The organism is Hylemonella sp. GW821-FHT10B10 (assembly GCF_059415585.1).
Genome location: NZ_JBWKNN010000001.1, coordinates 1672403 through 1688808, shown reverse-complemented (window position 1 = coordinate 1688808; position 16406 = coordinate 1672403). Strand labels below are relative to the sequence as shown.

General features: G+C 65.0%; 18 protein-coding genes. 15 read left to right on the top strand and 3 right to left on the bottom strand.

Annotated features, from left to right (window positions below; translation table 11 throughout):
• Positions 1 to 18 precede the first annotated feature (18 nt).
• Genes AC07NT_RS08225 through AC07NT_RS08215 form a run of 3 tightly spaced genes read left to right on the top strand, consistent with a single transcriptional unit; the run spans position 19 to position 3405 of the window.
• Positions 19 to 1017, top strand: coding sequence for a Bug family tripartite tricarboxylate transporter substrate binding protein (locus AC07NT_RS08225; RefSeq protein ID WP_498596941.1), 999 nt, complete (start codon positions 19 to 21; stop codon positions 1015 to 1017).
• Positions 1018 to 1066: 49 nt separating this feature from the next.
• Positions 1067 to 1855, top strand: coding sequence for an enoyl-CoA hydratase/isomerase family protein (locus AC07NT_RS08220; protein WP_498596942.1), 789 nt, complete (start codon positions 1067 to 1069; stop codon positions 1853 to 1855).
• Between the two features lie 17 nt (positions 1856 to 1872).
• Entirely contained in the window at positions 1873 to 3405 is a 1533-nt protein-coding gene (locus AC07NT_RS08215; RefSeq protein WP_498596943.1) for a malonate--CoA ligase, read from the top strand.
• On the opposite strand, the gene AC07NT_RS08210 is transcribed toward AC07NT_RS08215, so the two are convergent.
• Positions 3398 to 4204 (bottom strand): hypothetical protein, encoded by an 807-nt coding sequence (locus AC07NT_RS08210; RefSeq protein ID WP_498596944.1) that lies wholly within the window; start codon positions 4202 to 4204, stop codon positions 3398 to 3400. The two genes, AC07NT_RS08215 and AC07NT_RS08210, sit on opposite strands and share 8 nt — an antisense overlap.
• 48 nt (positions 4205 to 4252) lie before the next feature.
• Positions 4253 to 4696, bottom strand: coding sequence for a universal stress protein (locus tag AC07NT_RS08205; protein WP_498596945.1), 444 nt, complete (start codon positions 4694 to 4696; stop codon positions 4253 to 4255).
• Between the two features lie 166 nt (positions 4697 to 4862).
• On the opposite strand from AC07NT_RS08205, the gene AC07NT_RS08200 reads away from it, so the two are divergent.
• The 9 genes from AC07NT_RS08200 to AC07NT_RS08160 all read left to right on the top strand — a co-directional run bounded on the left by AC07NT_RS08200 (position 4863) and on the right by AC07NT_RS08160 (position 12592).
• Positions 4863 to 7157: a heavy metal translocating P-type ATPase gene (locus AC07NT_RS08200; protein ID WP_498596946.1), complete on the top strand. Its 2295-nt coding sequence runs from the start codon at positions 4863 to 4865 to the stop codon at positions 7155 to 7157.
• A complete protein-coding gene (ccoS, locus tag AC07NT_RS08195; protein WP_498596947.1) occupies positions 7157 to 7294 on the top strand; it encodes a cbb3-type cytochrome oxidase assembly protein CcoS in 138 nt (45 codons plus the stop codon). Before AC07NT_RS08200 ends, ccoS begins: the two co-directional genes overlap by 1 nt.
• A 77-nt stretch (positions 7295 to 7371) precedes the next feature.
• Positions 7372 to 8808: a cytochrome-c oxidase, cbb3-type subunit I gene (ccoN, locus tag AC07NT_RS08190; RefSeq protein ID WP_498596948.1), complete on the top strand. Its 1437-nt coding sequence runs from the start codon at positions 7372 to 7374 to the stop codon at positions 8806 to 8808.
• A gap of 13 nt (positions 8809 to 8821) precedes the next feature.
• Positions 8822 to 9448 (top strand): cytochrome-c oxidase, cbb3-type subunit II, encoded by a 627-nt coding sequence (gene ccoO / locus AC07NT_RS08185; protein ID WP_498596949.1) that lies wholly within the window; start codon positions 8822 to 8824, stop codon positions 9446 to 9448.
• Positions 9449 to 9466: 18 nt separating this feature from the next.
• Positions 9467 to 9604, top strand: a complete 138-nt coding sequence (locus AC07NT_RS08180; RefSeq protein WP_498596950.1) for a cbb3-type cytochrome oxidase subunit 3 — start codon at positions 9467 to 9469, stop codon at positions 9602 to 9604.
• A gap of 21 nt (positions 9605 to 9625) precedes the next feature.
• Positions 9626 to 10543 carry a cytochrome-c oxidase, cbb3-type subunit III gene (gene ccoP, locus AC07NT_RS08175; protein ID WP_498596952.1) on the top strand — a complete coding sequence of 306 codons (918 nt, stop codon included), beginning with the start codon at positions 9626 to 9628 and terminating at the stop codon, positions 10541 to 10543.
• Positions 10544 to 10558: 15 nt separating this feature from the next.
• A complete protein-coding gene (gene ccoG, locus AC07NT_RS08170; protein WP_498596954.1) occupies positions 10559 to 12001 on the top strand; it encodes a cytochrome c oxidase accessory protein CcoG in 1443 nt (480 codons plus the stop codon).
• 12 nt (positions 12002 to 12013) lie between these two features.
• Complete coding sequence (locus AC07NT_RS08165) at positions 12014 to 12298, top strand: FixH family protein (protein WP_498596956.1); 285 nt, start codon at positions 12014 to 12016, stop codon at positions 12296 to 12298.
• Between the two features lie 24 nt (positions 12299 to 12322).
• The gene (locus AC07NT_RS08160; RefSeq protein ID WP_498596958.1) at positions 12323 to 12592 is read left to right on the top strand and encodes a hypothetical protein; all 270 of its coding nucleotides are present in this window, start codon (positions 12323 to 12325) and stop codon (positions 12590 to 12592) included.
• A gap of 30 nt (positions 12593 to 12622) precedes the next feature.
• Here AC07NT_RS08160 and fnr read toward each other — a convergent pair whose 3' ends face one another.
• Positions 12623 to 13345 (bottom strand): fumarate/nitrate reduction transcriptional regulator Fnr, encoded by a 723-nt coding sequence (fnr, locus tag AC07NT_RS08155; protein WP_498596960.1) that lies wholly within the window; start codon positions 13343 to 13345, stop codon positions 12623 to 12625.
• A gap of 122 nt (positions 13346 to 13467) precedes the next feature.
• On the opposite strand from fnr, the gene hemN reads away from it, so the two are divergent.
• Genes hemN through AC07NT_RS08140 form a run of 3 tightly spaced genes read left to right on the top strand, consistent with a single transcriptional unit; the run spans position 13468 to position 16400 of the window.
• Entirely contained in the window at positions 13468 to 14865 is a 1398-nt protein-coding gene (gene hemN, locus AC07NT_RS08150) for an oxygen-independent coproporphyrinogen III oxidase (RefSeq protein WP_498596962.1), read from the top strand.
• An 18-nt stretch (positions 14866 to 14883) separates the two neighbouring features.
• Entirely contained in the window at positions 14884 to 15567 is a 684-nt protein-coding gene (locus tag AC07NT_RS08145) for a sulfite exporter TauE/SafE family protein (RefSeq protein WP_498596964.1), read from the top strand.
• A gap of 47 nt (positions 15568 to 15614) precedes the next feature.
• Positions 15615 to 16400 carry a glycosyltransferase family 2 protein gene (locus tag AC07NT_RS08140; RefSeq protein ID WP_498596966.1) on the top strand — a complete coding sequence of 262 codons (786 nt, stop codon included), beginning with the start codon at positions 15615 to 15617 and terminating at the stop codon, positions 16398 to 16400.
• Positions 16401 to 16406 lie beyond the last annotated feature (6 nt).

The following is a 16406-nucleotide window of genomic DNA, read 5'->3' as shown; positions in this document are numbered from 1 at the left end:
CAACAATAGGAGACAAGCATGACAAAAGTATTCCAGTTCCACGGCACCCGTCGTGATGTCCTGCGCCTGGCTGCCGCGGGCCTGGCGGCCGGCCCCCTGGCGGGACAGGCGCAGTCGGCCTGGCCGACCAAGCCCGTCACCATGATCGTGCCGTTTCCGGCGGGTGGCGGGACTGATGCGTTCGCCCGTCCGCTGTCGGCTTCCTTTTCCCGGTTGACCGGCAAGCAGCTCATCATCGACAACCGTGGCGGCGCCGGTGGCACGCTGGGCGCGAGCATCGCGGCCAAGGCGCAACCTGATGGCTACACCCTGTTCATGGGCGCGGTGCACCACACCATCGCCCCTTCGATGTATCCCAAGCTGGATTACGACATCGAGAAGGATTTCGCGCCGCTGGCGCTGGTGGCCACGGTGCCGCAGGTGCTGGTGGTCAATCCCAGGAAGATCGCCGAGAGCGATTTCAAGTCCTTCCTCGACATGGTGCGCAAGAACCCGGGTCGCCTGAACTATGGCTCGGCCGGCAGCGGCACCTCGCACCATCTGGCGGGCGAACTGTTCAAGCAGCAGACCCAGACCTTCATCACGCACATTCCCTACCGTGGCGCCGGCCCGGCCCTGCAGGACCTGATCGCTGGCAATGTGGACATGATGTTCGACGGCCTGGGTTCCTCTGCCTCCCATATCAAGGGTGGCCGCATCAAGGCCCTGATGGTGGCGGGCGCCAAACGTAACCCGGCTTTCCCGGACCTGCCTTGTGCCGGCGAGCTGGGCCTGCCCGATTACACGGTGCAGACCTGGTACGGCATCTGGGCGCCCAAGGGCACTCCGGCCGACGTGCAGGCGAAGATTGTGGACGAGATCCGCAAGGCTGGCGCGACGCCCGAGGCCAAGACCGCCTGGTCCAACCAGGGCGCAGAATTCAGCGACCGTACGCCGCAGCAGTTCGGCCAGTTCGTCAGTGCTGAAGTCAAGCGCTGGACACAGGTGGTCAAGCTCTCGGGCGCCAAGCTCGATTGAAGGTGCGCCCGGGCTCCGTCCTCATGCGCCTGATGCAGCAAGTCCGATCATGAGCGGCCATGTCCAGCTGCTGCGGCAAGGCGCCCTGGCCATTGTCACCCTGAGCCATCCCGGCAAGTTCAACGCCATGTCCCGTGGAATGTGGCGCGAACTGCGGCAGGCGTTCATCGGCCTGCAGGCTGATGCTGCCCTGCGTTGCGTGATGCTGCGCGGGGAGGGTGGGCATTTCTGCGCGGGTGGCGACATTTCCGAATACGAGAGCTTTCGTTTCAGCGAGTCCAGCCTGCGCGATTTTCACGAAAACGATGTCTGGGGCGGCTTGCAGGCCGTGCTCGATTGCGACCTGCCGGTGGTGGCGCAGATCGAAGGCAACTGCATGGGAGCGGGCGTGGAGATCGCCTGCTGTTGCGATATCCGTATTGCCACTGAGTCGTCGCGCTTTGGTGCGCCCATTGCCAGGCTTGGTTTTCCCATGGCGCCGCGTGAAGCCGCGCTGGTGCTGCGCGAAGCCGGGGCCTTGACGGCCCGCGAGATGCTGTTGGAGGCTGCCGTTCTGTCGGCTGCGCAGATGCAGCTGCGCGGTTTCCTGCAGCGCGTTGTGCCCGAGCGACAACTGGCCGATGAAGTCACCGCCACCACGCGGCGCATCTGTGCGCTCGCGCCACAAGCTGCACGCCTGAACAAGCAGACCCTGCGCGCTTTGCAGGCCGGTGCACCAGATGCCCTGGGTGGCTTGCTGGCCGGGGCCTATGCCTACGCCGACAACGCCGAGCACCGCGAAGGCATCGCCGCCTTTCTGGCCAAACGGCCGGCCGATTTTTCCATTCCGACTTCCTGAACCGAGTGACGAGCACCATGTCCAGACCCCAAGCCAATCTATTTGCCGCGCTGCGCGCGGCCTTTCCCGCCCAGCTCGATGCCGTGGCGATCGCGACCGACAACGGCCTGAACTATTCCTGGCGCGACCTCGAGCGCGCCACGGCCATGCTGGCCAACCTGCTCGATTCACTCGATTTGCCGCCGGGTTCGCGCATCGCGGTGCAGGTGGAGAAATCGGTCGAAGCCGTCATGCTCTACCTGGCCACGCTGCGCGCCGGTCATGTCTTCCTGCCGCTCAATACGGCCTACCAGAGCGCCGAGATCGAGTACTTCATCGGTAATGCCGAGCCGGCTGTGGTGGTCTGCAGCAGCAAGAACTTCGGCTGGGTCAGCAAGCTGGCCTTCAAGGCCGGTACCCGGCACGTGTACACCCTGGACGATGACCGCACAGGCTCGTTGCTGCAGCGCGCGGTGCACTGCTCGGACCAGCACGTGCCGGTGGCGCGCGAGGCCGATGATCTGGCCGCCATCCTCTATACCAGTGGCACCACCGGGCGCAGCAAGGGGGCCATGCTCACGCACGGCAACCTGCTGAGCAATGCGCAGGTGCTCAAGGACTACTGGGGCTGGAAACCGGGTGACGTTCTGATCCATGCCCTGCCCATCTTCCATGTGCACGGCCTCTTCGTGGCCCTGCACGGCGCGCTGCTCAACGGCAGCAAGATGATCTGGATGTCGAAGTTCGATCCGAAGCGCGTGATCGAGAAACTGCCCGAGGCGACCGTTTTCATGGGCGTGCCTACGCTGTACGTGCGTCTGCTGGCTGAGCCGGGCCTCACGCGCGAAGCGGTGCGCAATATGCGCCTCTTCGTCGCCGGCTCTGCGCCGCTGCTGATCGAGACCTTCCAGGCCTGGCAGGAGCGCACCGGTCACACCATCCTGGAGCGCTACGGCATGAGCGAGACCATCATGCTGACGTCCAATCCCTATGACCCCACCAAGGGCAAACGCCGCGGCGGTACGGTCGGTTTTCCCCTGCCGGGTGTGAGCCTGCGCGTCTGCGACGAATCGGGCCAGTCCCTGCCGGTGGGCGAGATCGGCGGCATACAGGTCAAGGGGCCGAACGTGTTCAAGGGCTACTGGCGCATGCCCGAGAAAACGAAAGAAGAATTTACTGCCGACGGTTACTTCAAGACCGGCGACGTGGGCAAGGTCGACGAACGTGGTTACGTGAGCATCGTCGGTCGCAGCAAGGACCTGATCATCAGCGGCGGCTACAACGTCTATCCGGCCGAGATCGAGGGCTACATCAACGAGCTGTCCGGCGTGGCCGAAAGCGCGCTGGTGGGCGTGCCGCACCCTGATTTCGGCGAAGTGGGTGTCGCCGTGGTGGTGCGCAAACCCGGAGCCGCGCTCGATGGCGAGCAGATCGTTGCCGTACTCAAGTCCAAACTGGCCAATTTCAAGATCCCCAAGCGTTGTTACGTCGTCGACGATCTGCCGCGCAACACCATGGGCAAGGTGCAGAAGAACCTGCTGCGGGACCAGTACAAGCAGCTCTTCAGTTGAAGCGCAGCCGGAACTGCACACCGATTTCGCGTGTGCTGTTGGCCGGCTCCTCGACCAAGGCCGCAGGCACGCCGGCCAGGGCCTGGCGGGTCTGGTCAGAAGCACCGATCTGCCAGTGGTGCACGAAGAATCCCAGAGACCAGTAATAGGTTTCGTAGGCGATGTGCAGGCGCATGCCGTGGCCGCTGCGCTGGCTCGTTACCGGGTCATTGGACGTGGCATCGGAGTCGGAGAGCTGGAAACTCTGCCGACCATCCAGCAGAAGATCGTATTCCAGACTGGTGGAGAGCCGGGCGGCAGAATGCAACTGCAGGCGATGTGTCAGACCCAGCGGCAGGTAGACGTACTGGTTGCGACGTCGGTAGCCTGCATCGCCGGTGCTGGTCAGACCGCGCAGGTCCGTGAAGAGTTCGCGATAGCCCAGCCCGAAGTAGGGGGCCAGCAACTGGGCGCCGAGTGGGTAATCTTTGCCACCGGTGATGCGAACCTCGGTGAGTACTTCGGCATTTCCACCTTTGTCGCCACGGCTGGCACTGCTGTAATTGATGTTGCCGTGTGACTGGCGCGCATCGGCGCCCCAGAACCACTGCTGAGGCAATGCCTGGGTAAAGCGCCCGACGAGACCAACCTTGTTGCCCTCGTGGCTGTAGGCCGTGCCGCCGCTGCCGGCCTCGTAGCGCTGGCTCATGATTTCAACGCCAAGTTCGCTGCTGTCGGTCGATCTCAGGGAGACCGGCTGGGCCAGCGCTGCCAGCGGCAGCAGGGCGCACAAGGCAAGGTGCCGGTGTCGTGTGCTCATGAGTTCCCGTGGAGTTGTTCCACGGGAATTTAACAGTTTGCGCCCAGCTCAGCGCAGCACCAGCACCGGGATATGCGAGTGCGTCAGCACCTGCTGGGTTTCGCTGCCTAGCAGCAGGCGCTTGATGCCCTTGCGTCCGTGCGAAGCCATAACGATGAGGTCGCACTTGTGCTTCTTGGCGGTGGCGATGATGGCGTCGCTGATCAGGTCGGACTTGGCGATCACGGCCTTGACCGTGAGTCCCTTGGCGGAGGAGGACTTGGCGACGGCGTCCACGATGGCCTGGCCGTGTGCCGCCCACTGCTTTTCGATCTTGTTGATGTCGCTCAGGGGCAGCGCCAGGCCGCCTTCGAAATAACTTTGCGGGTAGCGGGGCACCACTTTGAGGGCGACCAGTTCGGCCCCGGTGAGCTTGGCCATGGCGATGGCGCTGCTCACGGCCTTCTTGGACAGGGTGCTGCCATCGGTGGCGACGAGGATACGCTGGTACATAGGGTTCTCCTTGGTGGTTTGAAACAACTCTAGACTACGCCCGCCGTTCTGCTATGGTCTTGATCCATATCAAGTTGGAGGCGGGTTCTGCCCGGTACGCTTGGTGCCCATGCAATCAGCCAGTTCTGCCGTGTCTGTGCAGCACATGCCGGTGCCGGGCCATCTTATGCCTGTGCCCGATTTGCCGCTCAGGAGCAAACCTGCTGATCCGGCCGAGGGCAACCAGCTGCTCGATGACCCGGACGCCTGGTCCGCCTTCAGCCGTCCTCTGGCGCAGCGGCCCGGCGCCTGGGAATCCCATCTCGTGATCGAAGGCATGCATTGCGCGGCCTGTGCACTGACTGTGGAGGACGCGCTGCGCCGCGTGCCCGGGGTCAGCGAGGCCAGCGTCAGCGCCGGCAGCCGGCGTGCGCGGGTGCTCTGGTCATCCGATCGGGTGTTGCCCTCGGGCTGGATGGAGGCCGTGCGTCGCGCCGGCTACCGTGCGGTGCCGGCCAACGATGCCTTCGCCAGCGAACGCCGGCGCCAGGAAACACGCAAGGCCCTGTGGCGCTGGGCGGTGGCGGGCTTCTGCATGATGCAGGTCATGATGTACGCGTGGCCGGCCTATGTGGCCGAGCCGGGTGATCTGACGGCCGAGATGGAGCAGTTGCTGCGCTGGGCGTCCTGGGTGCTGACGCTGCCGGTCCTGCTGTTTTCCTGCGGCCCCTTCTTTTCCGCCGCCCTGCGTGACGTGCTGCAGCGACGTGTCAGCATGGACCTGCCCGTGGCCTTGGGCATGGGCATCACCTTCGCGGTCAGCACCGTCGGTACCTTCGAGCCCCAGGGCATCTTCGGGCGCGAAGTCTATTTCGACTCGCTGACCATGTTCGTCTTCTTCCTGCTGACCGGTCGCTGGCTGGAGCAGCGCCTGCGCGAGCGCACCGCCGGCGCGCTCGATGCGCTCATGAACCGGCTGCCCGACAGCGTGCTGCGACAGCGCGCCGACGGCGGGTTCGAGCGCGTGGCCGTGCGGCGCCTGCGGCCTGGCGACCTGCTGCGAGTGTTGCCGGGCGAGGCGTTCCCTGCCGATGGTGTGGTGCTCGAGGGCGAGACCCTGGCTGACGAAGCCTTGCTGACCGGTGAGTCGCGCCCGCTGTCTCGCGGTGTCGGCGCGACCGTGATCGCCGGCAGCCACAACCTCAGCGCGGTCGTGCAGGTGCGTGTGGAGCGCACCGGTGCCGACACGCGTTTTGCCCAGATCGTGGCGCTGATGGAGCAGGCTGCCACCAGTCGCCCGCAACTGGCCCAACTGGCCGATCGCCTGGCCCGGCCCTTTCTCATCGCTGTGCTGCTCGCCGCTGCGGGTGCTGCGGCCTGGTGGTGGCCGCAGGGGCCTGGTCATGCGCTGATGGTCGCCGTCGCAGTGCTGGTGGTGACCTGTCCCTGTGCGCTCTCGCTGGCCACGCCGGCAGCCATGCTGGCTGCGGCTGGCGCCCTGGCACGCCAGGGCGTGCTGGTGCGCCGCCTGGGCGCGCTGGAGGCGCTGGCCGGGGTGGACACGGTGTTGTTCGACAAGACCGGCACGCTGACCCGAGATGCCCTGGTCTTGCAGTCCGTGTCGAGTCGTGAGGGGGTGGACCGCGCACAGGTGCTGGCCATGGCCATGGCACTGGCGCAGCAATCCTTGCATCCCGTATCGCGGGCCTTGCTGTCCGCCGGGCAGGGCGAGGGGATTGCGGCCTGGCGGGCGCACGAGGTACAGGAAATTCCGGGCCAGGGTCTGACGGGCTCGGTGCAGCCGCCGCAGGGCGGCGCGATGACCTTGCGCCTGGGCTCGCGGGCCCATAGCGGCGCGACCGTGAACGTGCCCGACAGCCCGCATGCCGTGCTCAGCGATGCCGGCGGCTGGCTGGCGACCTTCGAACTGGACGAGGATCTGCGCCCCGATGCCCGCTCCACCGTGGCCGCGCTGCAGGCCCAGGGGCTCGGCGTCACCCTGTTGTCTGGCGATGCCGCACCCACGGTGGCGCGCGTGGCAGCGCAGCTGGGTATCTCCGATGCACGTGGCGGTTGCACGCCGCAGGACAAGCTGGCTTTTCTCCAGGCTGCGCAGCGGCAGGGCCGCAAGGTTGCAGTGGTGGGGGACGGCCTGAACGACGGCCCCGCTCTGGCCGGTGCCCATGTTTCCTTCGCCTTTGGTCAGGCGGTGCCGCTGGCGCAGGCCCAGGCCGATTTCGTGGTGCTGGGCCAGCAGCTGGCCAGCGTGGGCAACGCGCTCCTGCTGGCGCGTCGCACCCTGCGCATCGTGCGCCAGAACCTGGCCTGGGCAGTGGCCTACAACGCAGCCTGCGTGCCGCTCGCGGTGGCCGGCTGGTTGCCGGCCTGGCTGGCCGGCCTGGGCATGGCGGCCAGTTCGCTGCTGGTGGTGCTCAACGCGCTGCGCCTTGCGCGCAATGGCAATCACAAGGAAACAAGCTGATGGACATCCTGTATCTGCTGATCCCGCTCTCGGTGGTGCTGGTCTTTTGCATACTCGGCGGCCTGTGGTGGGCCATCGAGCGTGGTCAGTTCGAGGACATCGAGGCCGAAGGGGAGAGGATCCTGAGGGATTCCTGAGGCGTTTGATATTCGTCAAACCGGCCGCGAGCTTAAAAGCGCAAACTTCGTAAGGTTAATCAAGAAGAGAGGTGCACATGGCATTTTCAAACCAACAAGCGACCGTCTACAACGACAGCGTGGTCAGACAGTTCGCCATCATGACGGTGGTTTGGGGCGTGGTCGGCATGCTGGTCGGCGTCATCATCGCCGCCCAGCTAACCTGGCCTGAACTCAACTTCGGCATTCCATGGCTCAGTTATGGCCGCCTGCGGCCTCTGCACACCAACGCGGTGATCTTCGCGTTTGGCGGTTGCGGCCTGTTTGCTGCGGCCTACTACGTGGTACAGCGGACCTGCCAGGTGCGTCTGTTCGGCGAAAAGCTGGCGGCCTTCACCTTCTGGGGCTGGCAGCTGGTCATCCTGCTGGCGGCCATCTCGCTGCCGCTGGGCTACACCCAGGGCAAGGAATATGCCGAGCTCGAATGGCCCATCGACATCCTGATCACTCTGGTCTGGGTGGCCTTCGCCATCGTGTTTTTCGGCACCGTGGGCACGCGCAAAGTGCGCCATATCTACGTCGCCAACTGGTTCTTCGGCGCTTTCATCCTCGCTGTGGCCCTGCTGCACCTGGTCAACAGCGCGGCCATTCCCGCGGGTTTCATGAAGTCCTACTCGGCCTATGCCGGCGTGCAGGACGCCATGGTGCAGTGGTGGTACGGCCACAACGCCGTGGGCTTCTTTCTCACGGCCGGCTTTCTGGGGATGATGTATTACTTCATCCCCAAGCAGGCCGAGCGCCCGGTCTACAGCTATCGCCTCTCCATCGTGCACTTCTGGGCGCTGATCTTCACCTATATGTGGGCCGGCCCGCACCACCTGCACTACACCGCGCTGCCGGACTGGACTCAGTCGGTGGGCATGGTGTTCTCCCTCATCCTGCTGGCGCCGAGCTGGGGCGGCATGATCAACGGCATCATGACGCTCAGCGGTGCATGGCACAAGCTGCGTGACGACCCCATCTTGCGCTTCCTGATCGTGTCCCTGTCCTTCTACGGCATGAGCACCTTCGAGGGCCCGATGATGTCGATCAAGACCGTCAACGCGCTCAGCCACTACACCGACTGGACCGTGGGCCACGTGCACTCCGGCGCGCTGGGCTGGGTGGGCCTGGTCACCATGGGTTCCATGTACTACCTGATCCCGCGCCTGTTCGGCCAGAAGCAGATGTACAGCATGAAGGCCGTGGAGGTGCACTTCTGGACCGCCACCATCGGCATCGTGATCTACATCGCCGCCATGTGGATTGCCGGCGTGATGCAGGGCCTGATGTGGCGCGCCATCAACCCCGACGGCACCCTGACCTACACCTTCGTCGAGTCGGTCAAGGCCACCTTCCCGTTCTATGTTCTGCGCCTGCTCGGCGGTGCGCTCTATCTGCTGGGCATGCTGGTCATGCTGTGGAACGTGATCAAGACAGCCACTGCCGGTCGCGCGTCCGAAGTCGCGATTCCCGCAGCTGCCGCCCACGCCTGAGAAGGAAAACACCATGGCAAACAACAACACATCCAGCGGTCTTTCCCATGAGAAGATCGAGACCAACAACTTCCTGATGATCGTGCTCATCCTGCTGGTGCTGCTGGTCGGCGGACTGGTCGAGATCGTTCCGCTGTTCTTCCAGAAGTCCACTACCGAGCCGCTCAAGGGCATCCAGCCCTACACCGCGCTGCAGCTGGCCGGGCGCGACGTCTATGTCCGCGAGGGTTGCTACAACTGCCACTCGCAGATGATCCGCCCCTTCCGAGCCGAGACGCTGCGCTACGGCCACTACTCCGTGGCCGGCGAGTCGGTCTACGACCACCCCTTCCAGTGGGGCAGCAAGCGCACCGGGCCGGACCTGGCCCGCGTGGGCGGGAAATACAGCGACGAGTGGCATCGCCTGCACCTGAACAACCCACGTGACCTGGTGCCCGAGTCCAACATGCCGGCCTATCCCTGGCTGCTCAAGGACACAGTGGATGCGGCTGCGCTGCCTACCCACATGAAGGCGCTGCGCGTGGTGGGGGTCCCCTACACCGATGAGCAGATCGCCAAAGCAGGCGAGGAAGTCAAGGGCAAGTCGGAAATGGACGCCCTGATCGCCTACCTGCAGGTTCTGGGTACCGCCCTCAAGTAAGCACAGGAGCAACACATCATGGACGTCAACACCCTGCGTTCCGTCGTCACCGTCGCTGCCCTGGTCTGCTTCATCGGCATCGTGCTGTGGGCCTGGTCCGGTCGCAATGCGGCCGATTTCGAGCAGGCCGCCAAGCTGCCCTTCGAGCAGGATTAACGCGCCGTCTAAGGAAGAATCATGAGCGATTTCACAAGCAACTTCTGGTCGGTCTTCGTCACGGCGATCACCATTGTCGGCATCATTGCCTGTCTGGTGCTGCTGTGGGTCAGCGGCAAGGCCAAGGCCATGACCGCCAACGACAACACCACCGGCCACGTCTGGGACGGCGACCTGCGCGAGATGAACAACCCCCTGCCGCGCTGGTGGGTCTGGCTCTTCGTCATCACCGTGGTCTTCAGCCTGGTCTACCTCTTCATGTACCCGGGCTTGGGCAGCAGCCCGGGCAAGCTGGGCTGGAGCCAACTGGGCCAGTACCAGGCCGAGATGGCCAAGGGCGATAAAGAGGTGGCCCCGCTGTACGCCCGCTTCACGGCCATGAGCGTGCCGGACGTGGCGCGCGATCCGCAGGCCATGGCCATCGGCGAGCGCGTTTTCATGAACAACTGCGCACAGTGCCACGGCTCCGATGCGCGCGGCAGCAAGGGTTTCCCCAACCTGAGTGACGCTGACTGGCTGCACGGCGGTGCGCCGGAGCAGATCAAGGAGACGATCACGAAGGGCCGCATCGGCAACATGCCGCCCATGGCCGCCGCCGTCGGCACGCCGGACGATGTGAAGAACGTGGCGCACTACGTGCTGAGTCTCTCGGGCAGCCCCAACGACTCGCTGCGCGCTTCACTGGGCAAGGCCAAGTTCGGTGCCTGCGCCGCCTGCCACGGCATGGACGGCAAGGGCAACCCGGCCCTGGGCGCTCCCAACCTGACCGACGACATCTGGCTGCACGGTTACGGCGAGAACGCCATCATTGCCATGATCAACAACGGCAAGATGAACCAGATGCCGGCGCAGGAGGGCAAGCTTAGTGAGGCCCAGATCCATGTGCTCACGGCCTATGTCTGGAGCCGTTCCAGCGGGACCAAGGTGGCTGCCCGCTGAGGGATTGGAGTCGATTTGAGCGATACCGAACCAGCGGACCGCAAGGTCATCCCCATCACAGCGGTGCCGGCTGCCGTCGCCGACGATGCCGTGATGGTCTCGCTCTACGAGGCCCAGAAGAAGATCTATCCTCGCAGCGTAACGGGTCTGTTCGCCCGCTGGCGCTGGGTCTTTGTCTGGTTGACCCAGATCGTCTTCTACGGCCTGCCCTGGCTCGAATGGGGCCAGCGCCAGGCCGTGCTCTTTGATCTGGGGGCGCGGCGTTTCTACATCTTCGGCCTGGTCCTGTACCCGCAGGACTTCATCTACCTGACAGGCCTGCTGGTCATCTCGGCGCTGCTGCTGTTTCTGTTCACGGCGGTGGCGGGGCGCCAGTGGTGCGGTTATGCCTGTCCGCAGACGGTCTACACCGAAATCTTCCTCTGGATCGAGCGTCGCATCGAAGGCGACCGTTCGGCGCGCATGCGCCTGGACCAGGGGCCCTGGAGCCTGAACAGGCTGCTGCGCAAGGGCGGCAAGCACGGGGCGTGGATCCTGCTCTCGCTTTGGACGGGTTACACCTTCGTCGGCTACTTCACGCCCATCCATGAGCTGGGCCTGGAGGTGCTGCAGTTGCGCATGAGCTCCTGGGAGGTCTTCTGGGTTATTTTCTACGGCTTTGCCACCTACGGAAATGCCGGGTTCCTGCGCGAGCAGGTCTGCAAGTACATGTGTCCCTATGCGCGCTTCCAGAGCGCCATGTTTGACCGCGACACGCTGATCGTGAGCTACGACGAGCGGCGCGGCGAGCCGCGCGGCGCCCGCTCGCGCAAGGCCGACCCCGCGGCCCTGGGCCTGGGGTCCTGCATAGACTGCACCCTGTGCGTGCAGGTCTGTCCCACGGGTATCGACATCCGCAAGGGCCTGCAGTATGAGTGCATCAGCTGCGCTGCCTGCATCGACGTCTGCGACGATGTCATGGACAAGATGAACTACCCGCGCGGCCTCATTCGCTACACGACACAGAATGCGTTGCAGAAGGGCTGGAGCCAGGTCCAGACCTGGCGACACGTGTTCCGTCCGCGCGTGCTGGTCTACAGCGCCATCCTAGGGGCGGTGTGCGTGGCCATGCTGGTGAGCCTGGCCTTGCGCACGCCTTTCAAGGTGGACGTGGTGCGCGACCGTGGTGTGCTGGCGCGCATCGTGGCTGGCGGCATGATCGAGAACGTCTACCGCCTGCAGATCATGAACGCTACCGAGTCCGAGCAGACGTACCGCATCACGGTCAGCGGCCTGCCGGGCCTGACCGTCGCTTCGGAGGAGCAGGTGAGCGTCGAGTCGACGCAGTCGCGCTGGGTTGCCGTGCGCCTGCAGCTGCCTTACGAGGCGGCGGCTGCCGGCACCCACCCCATCCATTTCGAGATCACCGCACGCGACGCGCAGCTGAGCGAGAAGTCGGTGTTCCTGGTCCCCCGTTAAGGAGCACATCACATGAGCGACCAAGGCGACAAGATGTCACCTGCACCCTGGTGGAAATTCGGCCACGTCTGGCTGGTCCTGGCCGGTCCGGCACTGGTGGTGGTGGCCGGTTTCGTCACCCTCTACATCGCGGTGCGCATGCCCGATCCCGTGGTCAGCGAGGACTACTACCGCAAGGGCATCGAGATCAACAAGGCACTGGAGGCTGATGCGGCCAGTCTGGCCCCGGCCGTGCAGGCGCGCAACCATGCCGCTACGGGCGCGCCGCCCGTGGTCCCGGCGCAAGACAAACGCTGAAAACGCTGACCAGAGGAGGGCACGATGAAACTGCACAAGCTCATGTGGATCGCCTGGCCCGCTTTTCTGGTGGCAGGCGTGCTGGAAATGCTGGTGTTTGCCATGGTGGATCCACAGGACCTGCACTGGTTCGGACAGCCGGTCGGACTGTCCCGCCAGGGCATCTACACCCTTGCATTTTTCATCTTCTGGGGGATCACCATGCTCTCCAGCGCGTTGACGGCGCTGTTGGCCTTGTCGTCTTCCGAACTCAACCGGCGCGAGCCGCCGCAGGGCGAGCAACCCGGCGCCTGACCCGGGCATCGCCGCTTCAGCCGCACAGGCTCAGTGGCATTCGCCCTGGTGGTTGACCAGGCGGGTCAGGGCTTCCGTATCGAGGATGCGCACATGGCGCTGCTTGACCTCGACCATGCCGTCTTCCACGAATTTCGAGAAGGTCCGGCTGACCGTCTCCAGCTTGAGGCCGAGGTAGCTGCCGATTTCCTCGCGTGTCATGCGCAGGATCAGCTCTGATTGCGAGAAACCCCGTGCGTGCAGACGCTGTACCAGGTTCAGCAGGAAGGCCGCCAGGCGCTCCTCGGCGCGCATGCTGCCCAGCAACAGCATGACACCGTGCTCGCGCACGATTTCACGGCTCATGATCTTGTGCACATGGCGTTGCAGGCCGTTGATCTCGCGCGAGAGGTCCTCGATGCGGTCAAAGGGCATGACGCAGACCTCGGCATCTTCGAGGGCCACCGCGTCGCAACTGTGGTGATCGCTGACGATGCCGTCCAGGCCGATGATCTCGCCGGCCATCTGGAAACCGGTCACCTGGTCGCGGCCGTCCTCGGAGGCCACGCAGGTCTTGAAGAAGCCCGTGCGGATGGCGTAGAGCGAGGTGAATTTTTCGCCATTGCGGAACAGGGATTCGCCGCGCTTGATCTTGCGGCGGTTGGCGACCATGTTGTCCAGGCGGTCGATTTCGTCGGCATTGAGACCCATGGGCATGCACAGCTCGCGCAGATTGCAGTTGGAGCAGGCGACTTTGATCGTTTGCGGATTCATGCTCTGTATTTTGACATCGGTCATAGAGGTACTCCAGTGCCGGGGCGAACTTGCACCCTCTACCTTAGCAGCATTTGATGAATATCAAGACAGGGAACGGGCGTTCCCGGCAAAGTCGGGCCATGAATGCTGAAATCGTCGAGCCCGTCACTGCCGAGTTGCTGCGTCGCCATGACGTCGCCGGGCCGCGTTACACCTCCTATCCGACGGCCGATCGTTTTGTCGAGGCCTACGGTCCCGATGACTATGTACGCGCCCTCCAGCAGCGCCGTTCCGGGGCGGCCGCCCTGGTGTTGCCGCTCTCGCTTTACGTGCACCTGCCGTTTTGCGAGTCGCTCTGTTATTACTGCGCCTGCAACAAGATCATCACCAAGCACCATGACCGCGCGGCCGAATACCTGCGCTATCTGGGGCGCGAGGTGGACCTGCACACGGCCCAGCTCGGTGTGGGCCAGATGGTCACCCAACTCCATCTGGGTGGCGGCACCCCGACCTTCCTGAGCGACGCCGAATTGCGCCAGCTCATGGCCATGCTCAAGCGCAGTTTCACTCTCGCCCCTGGCGGCGAATATTCGATCGAGGTGGATCCCCGCACCATCGATGCGAGCCGGCTCGACACCCTGGCTGAACTCGGCTTCAATCGCCTGAGCTTCGGGGTGCAGGATTTCGACCCGGCGGTACAGAAGGCCGTGCACCGCGTGCAGCCGGCCGAGCAGGTCTTCGCCCTGGTGCAGGCGGCGCGCGAACGCGGCTTCGAGTCCATCAACGTGGACCTGATCTATGGCCTGCCGCAGCAGACCCCCGAGTCCTTCGCGCGCACCCTGCAGCAAGTCACCGAATTGCGCCCGGACCGCATCGCCCTGTATGCCTACGCCCACCTGCCCGAGCGCTTCAAGCCGCAGCGGCGTATCGCCAGTGCCGAACTGCCCGGTGCGGCCGCCAAGCTGGCCATGCTGTCCAATGCGCTCGAGCGCTTCCAGGGTGCCGGCTACGTCTATGTGGGCATGGACCACTTCGCCCTGCCCAACGACGCGCTGGCTGTGGCCAAGCGCCAGGGGCGCCTGCACCGCAACTTCCAGGGCTACAGCACCCAGCCCGATTGCGACCTGATTGGTCTGGGGGTTTCGTCCATCGGCCGCATTGGCGCCACCTACAGCCAGAACGCCAAGACACTGGAGGAGTACTACGACGCCATCGACCACGGCCGTTTTGCCGTGGTGCGCGGCCTGGCGCTCTCGCGCGATGACCTGGTGCGGCGCGCCGTCATCATGGCCCTGATGTGCCAGGGCGAGCTGGTGTTTGAATCCATCGACCTGGCCTATCTGATCGACTTCAGGAGCTACTTTGCCCCCGAGCTCGAAGCGCTGCGCGCGCTGGCGGAGCAGGGCCTGGTGACGCTGGACGACAGTGGCATCCAGGTCACGGCCATGGGCTGGTACTTCGTGCGCGCCGTGGCCATGGTCTTCGACCGCTACCTGCAGGCCGACCGCAACCGCGCCCGTTTCTCCAAGATCATTTGACGCCCTACACTGGCGGGCATGCAAACCTCCCTGGCCCTCACGGCCCTGTTCATGGGACTGGTCGGCGGTCCCCACTGCATCGCCATGTGCGGTGCCGCCTGTGCCGGCCTGGCCCAGGCGGCCGGCGAGCGTCGCGCCGAGGCCCTGTGGAGCTTCCAGCTGGGCCGTGTGATCGGCTACGCACTGCTCGGCGGCCTGGCCGCCGCCTCGATCCAGGGCCTGGGCTGGCTCACCATCCAGTCGTCCGCGCTGCGCCCGGTCTGGACCCTGTTCCACGTCGCGGCCTTCATGCTGGGGTTGCTGTTGCTGGTCCGAGCGCAGCAGCCTGTCTGGCTGGAAAGCGCCGCGCGGCGTCTGTGGAGCGGCGCGCGGTCGCTGGCCGCGGGGCGGGGCCGAGGTGCGCCGCTCGTGGTGGGGATGCTGTGGGCGTTGTTGCCCTGCGGCCTGCTGTATTCCGCGCTGCTCGTGGCCGCCATGACCGGGCAGGCCCTCGAGGGGGCGACGGTGATGGCACTGTTTGCGCTGGGCACGGCGGTGTCCATGACGCTGGGTCCCTGGCTCTGGCTGCGCCTGCGTGGTGCCGGGCAGGGCGACTGGGGCGTGCGTCTGGCAGGCCTCGCCCTGGCGCTGAGTTCGGCCTGGGCCCTGTGGATGGGCCTGGTGCACAATGCGGCGCCCTGGTGTCTCACGCCCGCCGGCTGAAGCGGATGTCGCAGCCCTGCCGTGGCCGTTTGCCATAATCCACGCCCATGTCACGCACCCCCGGCGCAGCGCCTTCGCGCACCCATTTCGTCCTGATCCCCACCTACAACGCCGGCCCCAAGGTGCTGGAGACCGTGCGGGAAGCCCTCCGGCAATGGGCCCCCGTCTGGGTCGTGGTGGACGGCAGTACGGACGGCACCGGCGCCCAACTGCAGGCCATGGCCGCGCAGGAGCCGGACCTGAAGGTCATGGTGCTGGCACAGAACCAGGGCAAGGGCGCCGCCGTGATGCACGGACTGGCCCTGGCCGAGGCAGCGGGTTACACGCATGTGCTGACCATGGATTCGGACGGCCAGCATCCGGCGCAGCTGATCCCGGCTTTCATGCAGGCCGCGGGCGACGATGTTGCCCGCATGGTGCTGGGCAAGCCGGTGTTCGATGCGGATGCCCCGGCGCTGCGCGTGCAGGGCCGCAAAGTGTCCAATGCCTGGGCCAATCTGGAGACCCTCTGGATGGGCATCGGCGACTCGCTCTACGGTTTTCGCGTCTACCCGGTTTCGCCGCTGCTCAAGATCATGCGCGGCCAGCACTGGATGCGCCGTTTCGATTTCGACATCGAAGCCGCCGTGCGTCTGTGCTGGGCGGGCGTCTGGCCTGTGAATATCGATGCGCCGGTCAAATACCTGCGACCCGAGGAGGGCGGTGTATCGCACTTCAACTACCTGCGCGACAACGCCTTGCTGACCTGGATGCACACGCGCCTGATGCTGGGGTTTGCCCTGCGTCTCCCGCTGTTGCTGATGCGACGCCTGGGCGGGCGCGGTCGGCGCTGAGCTGTC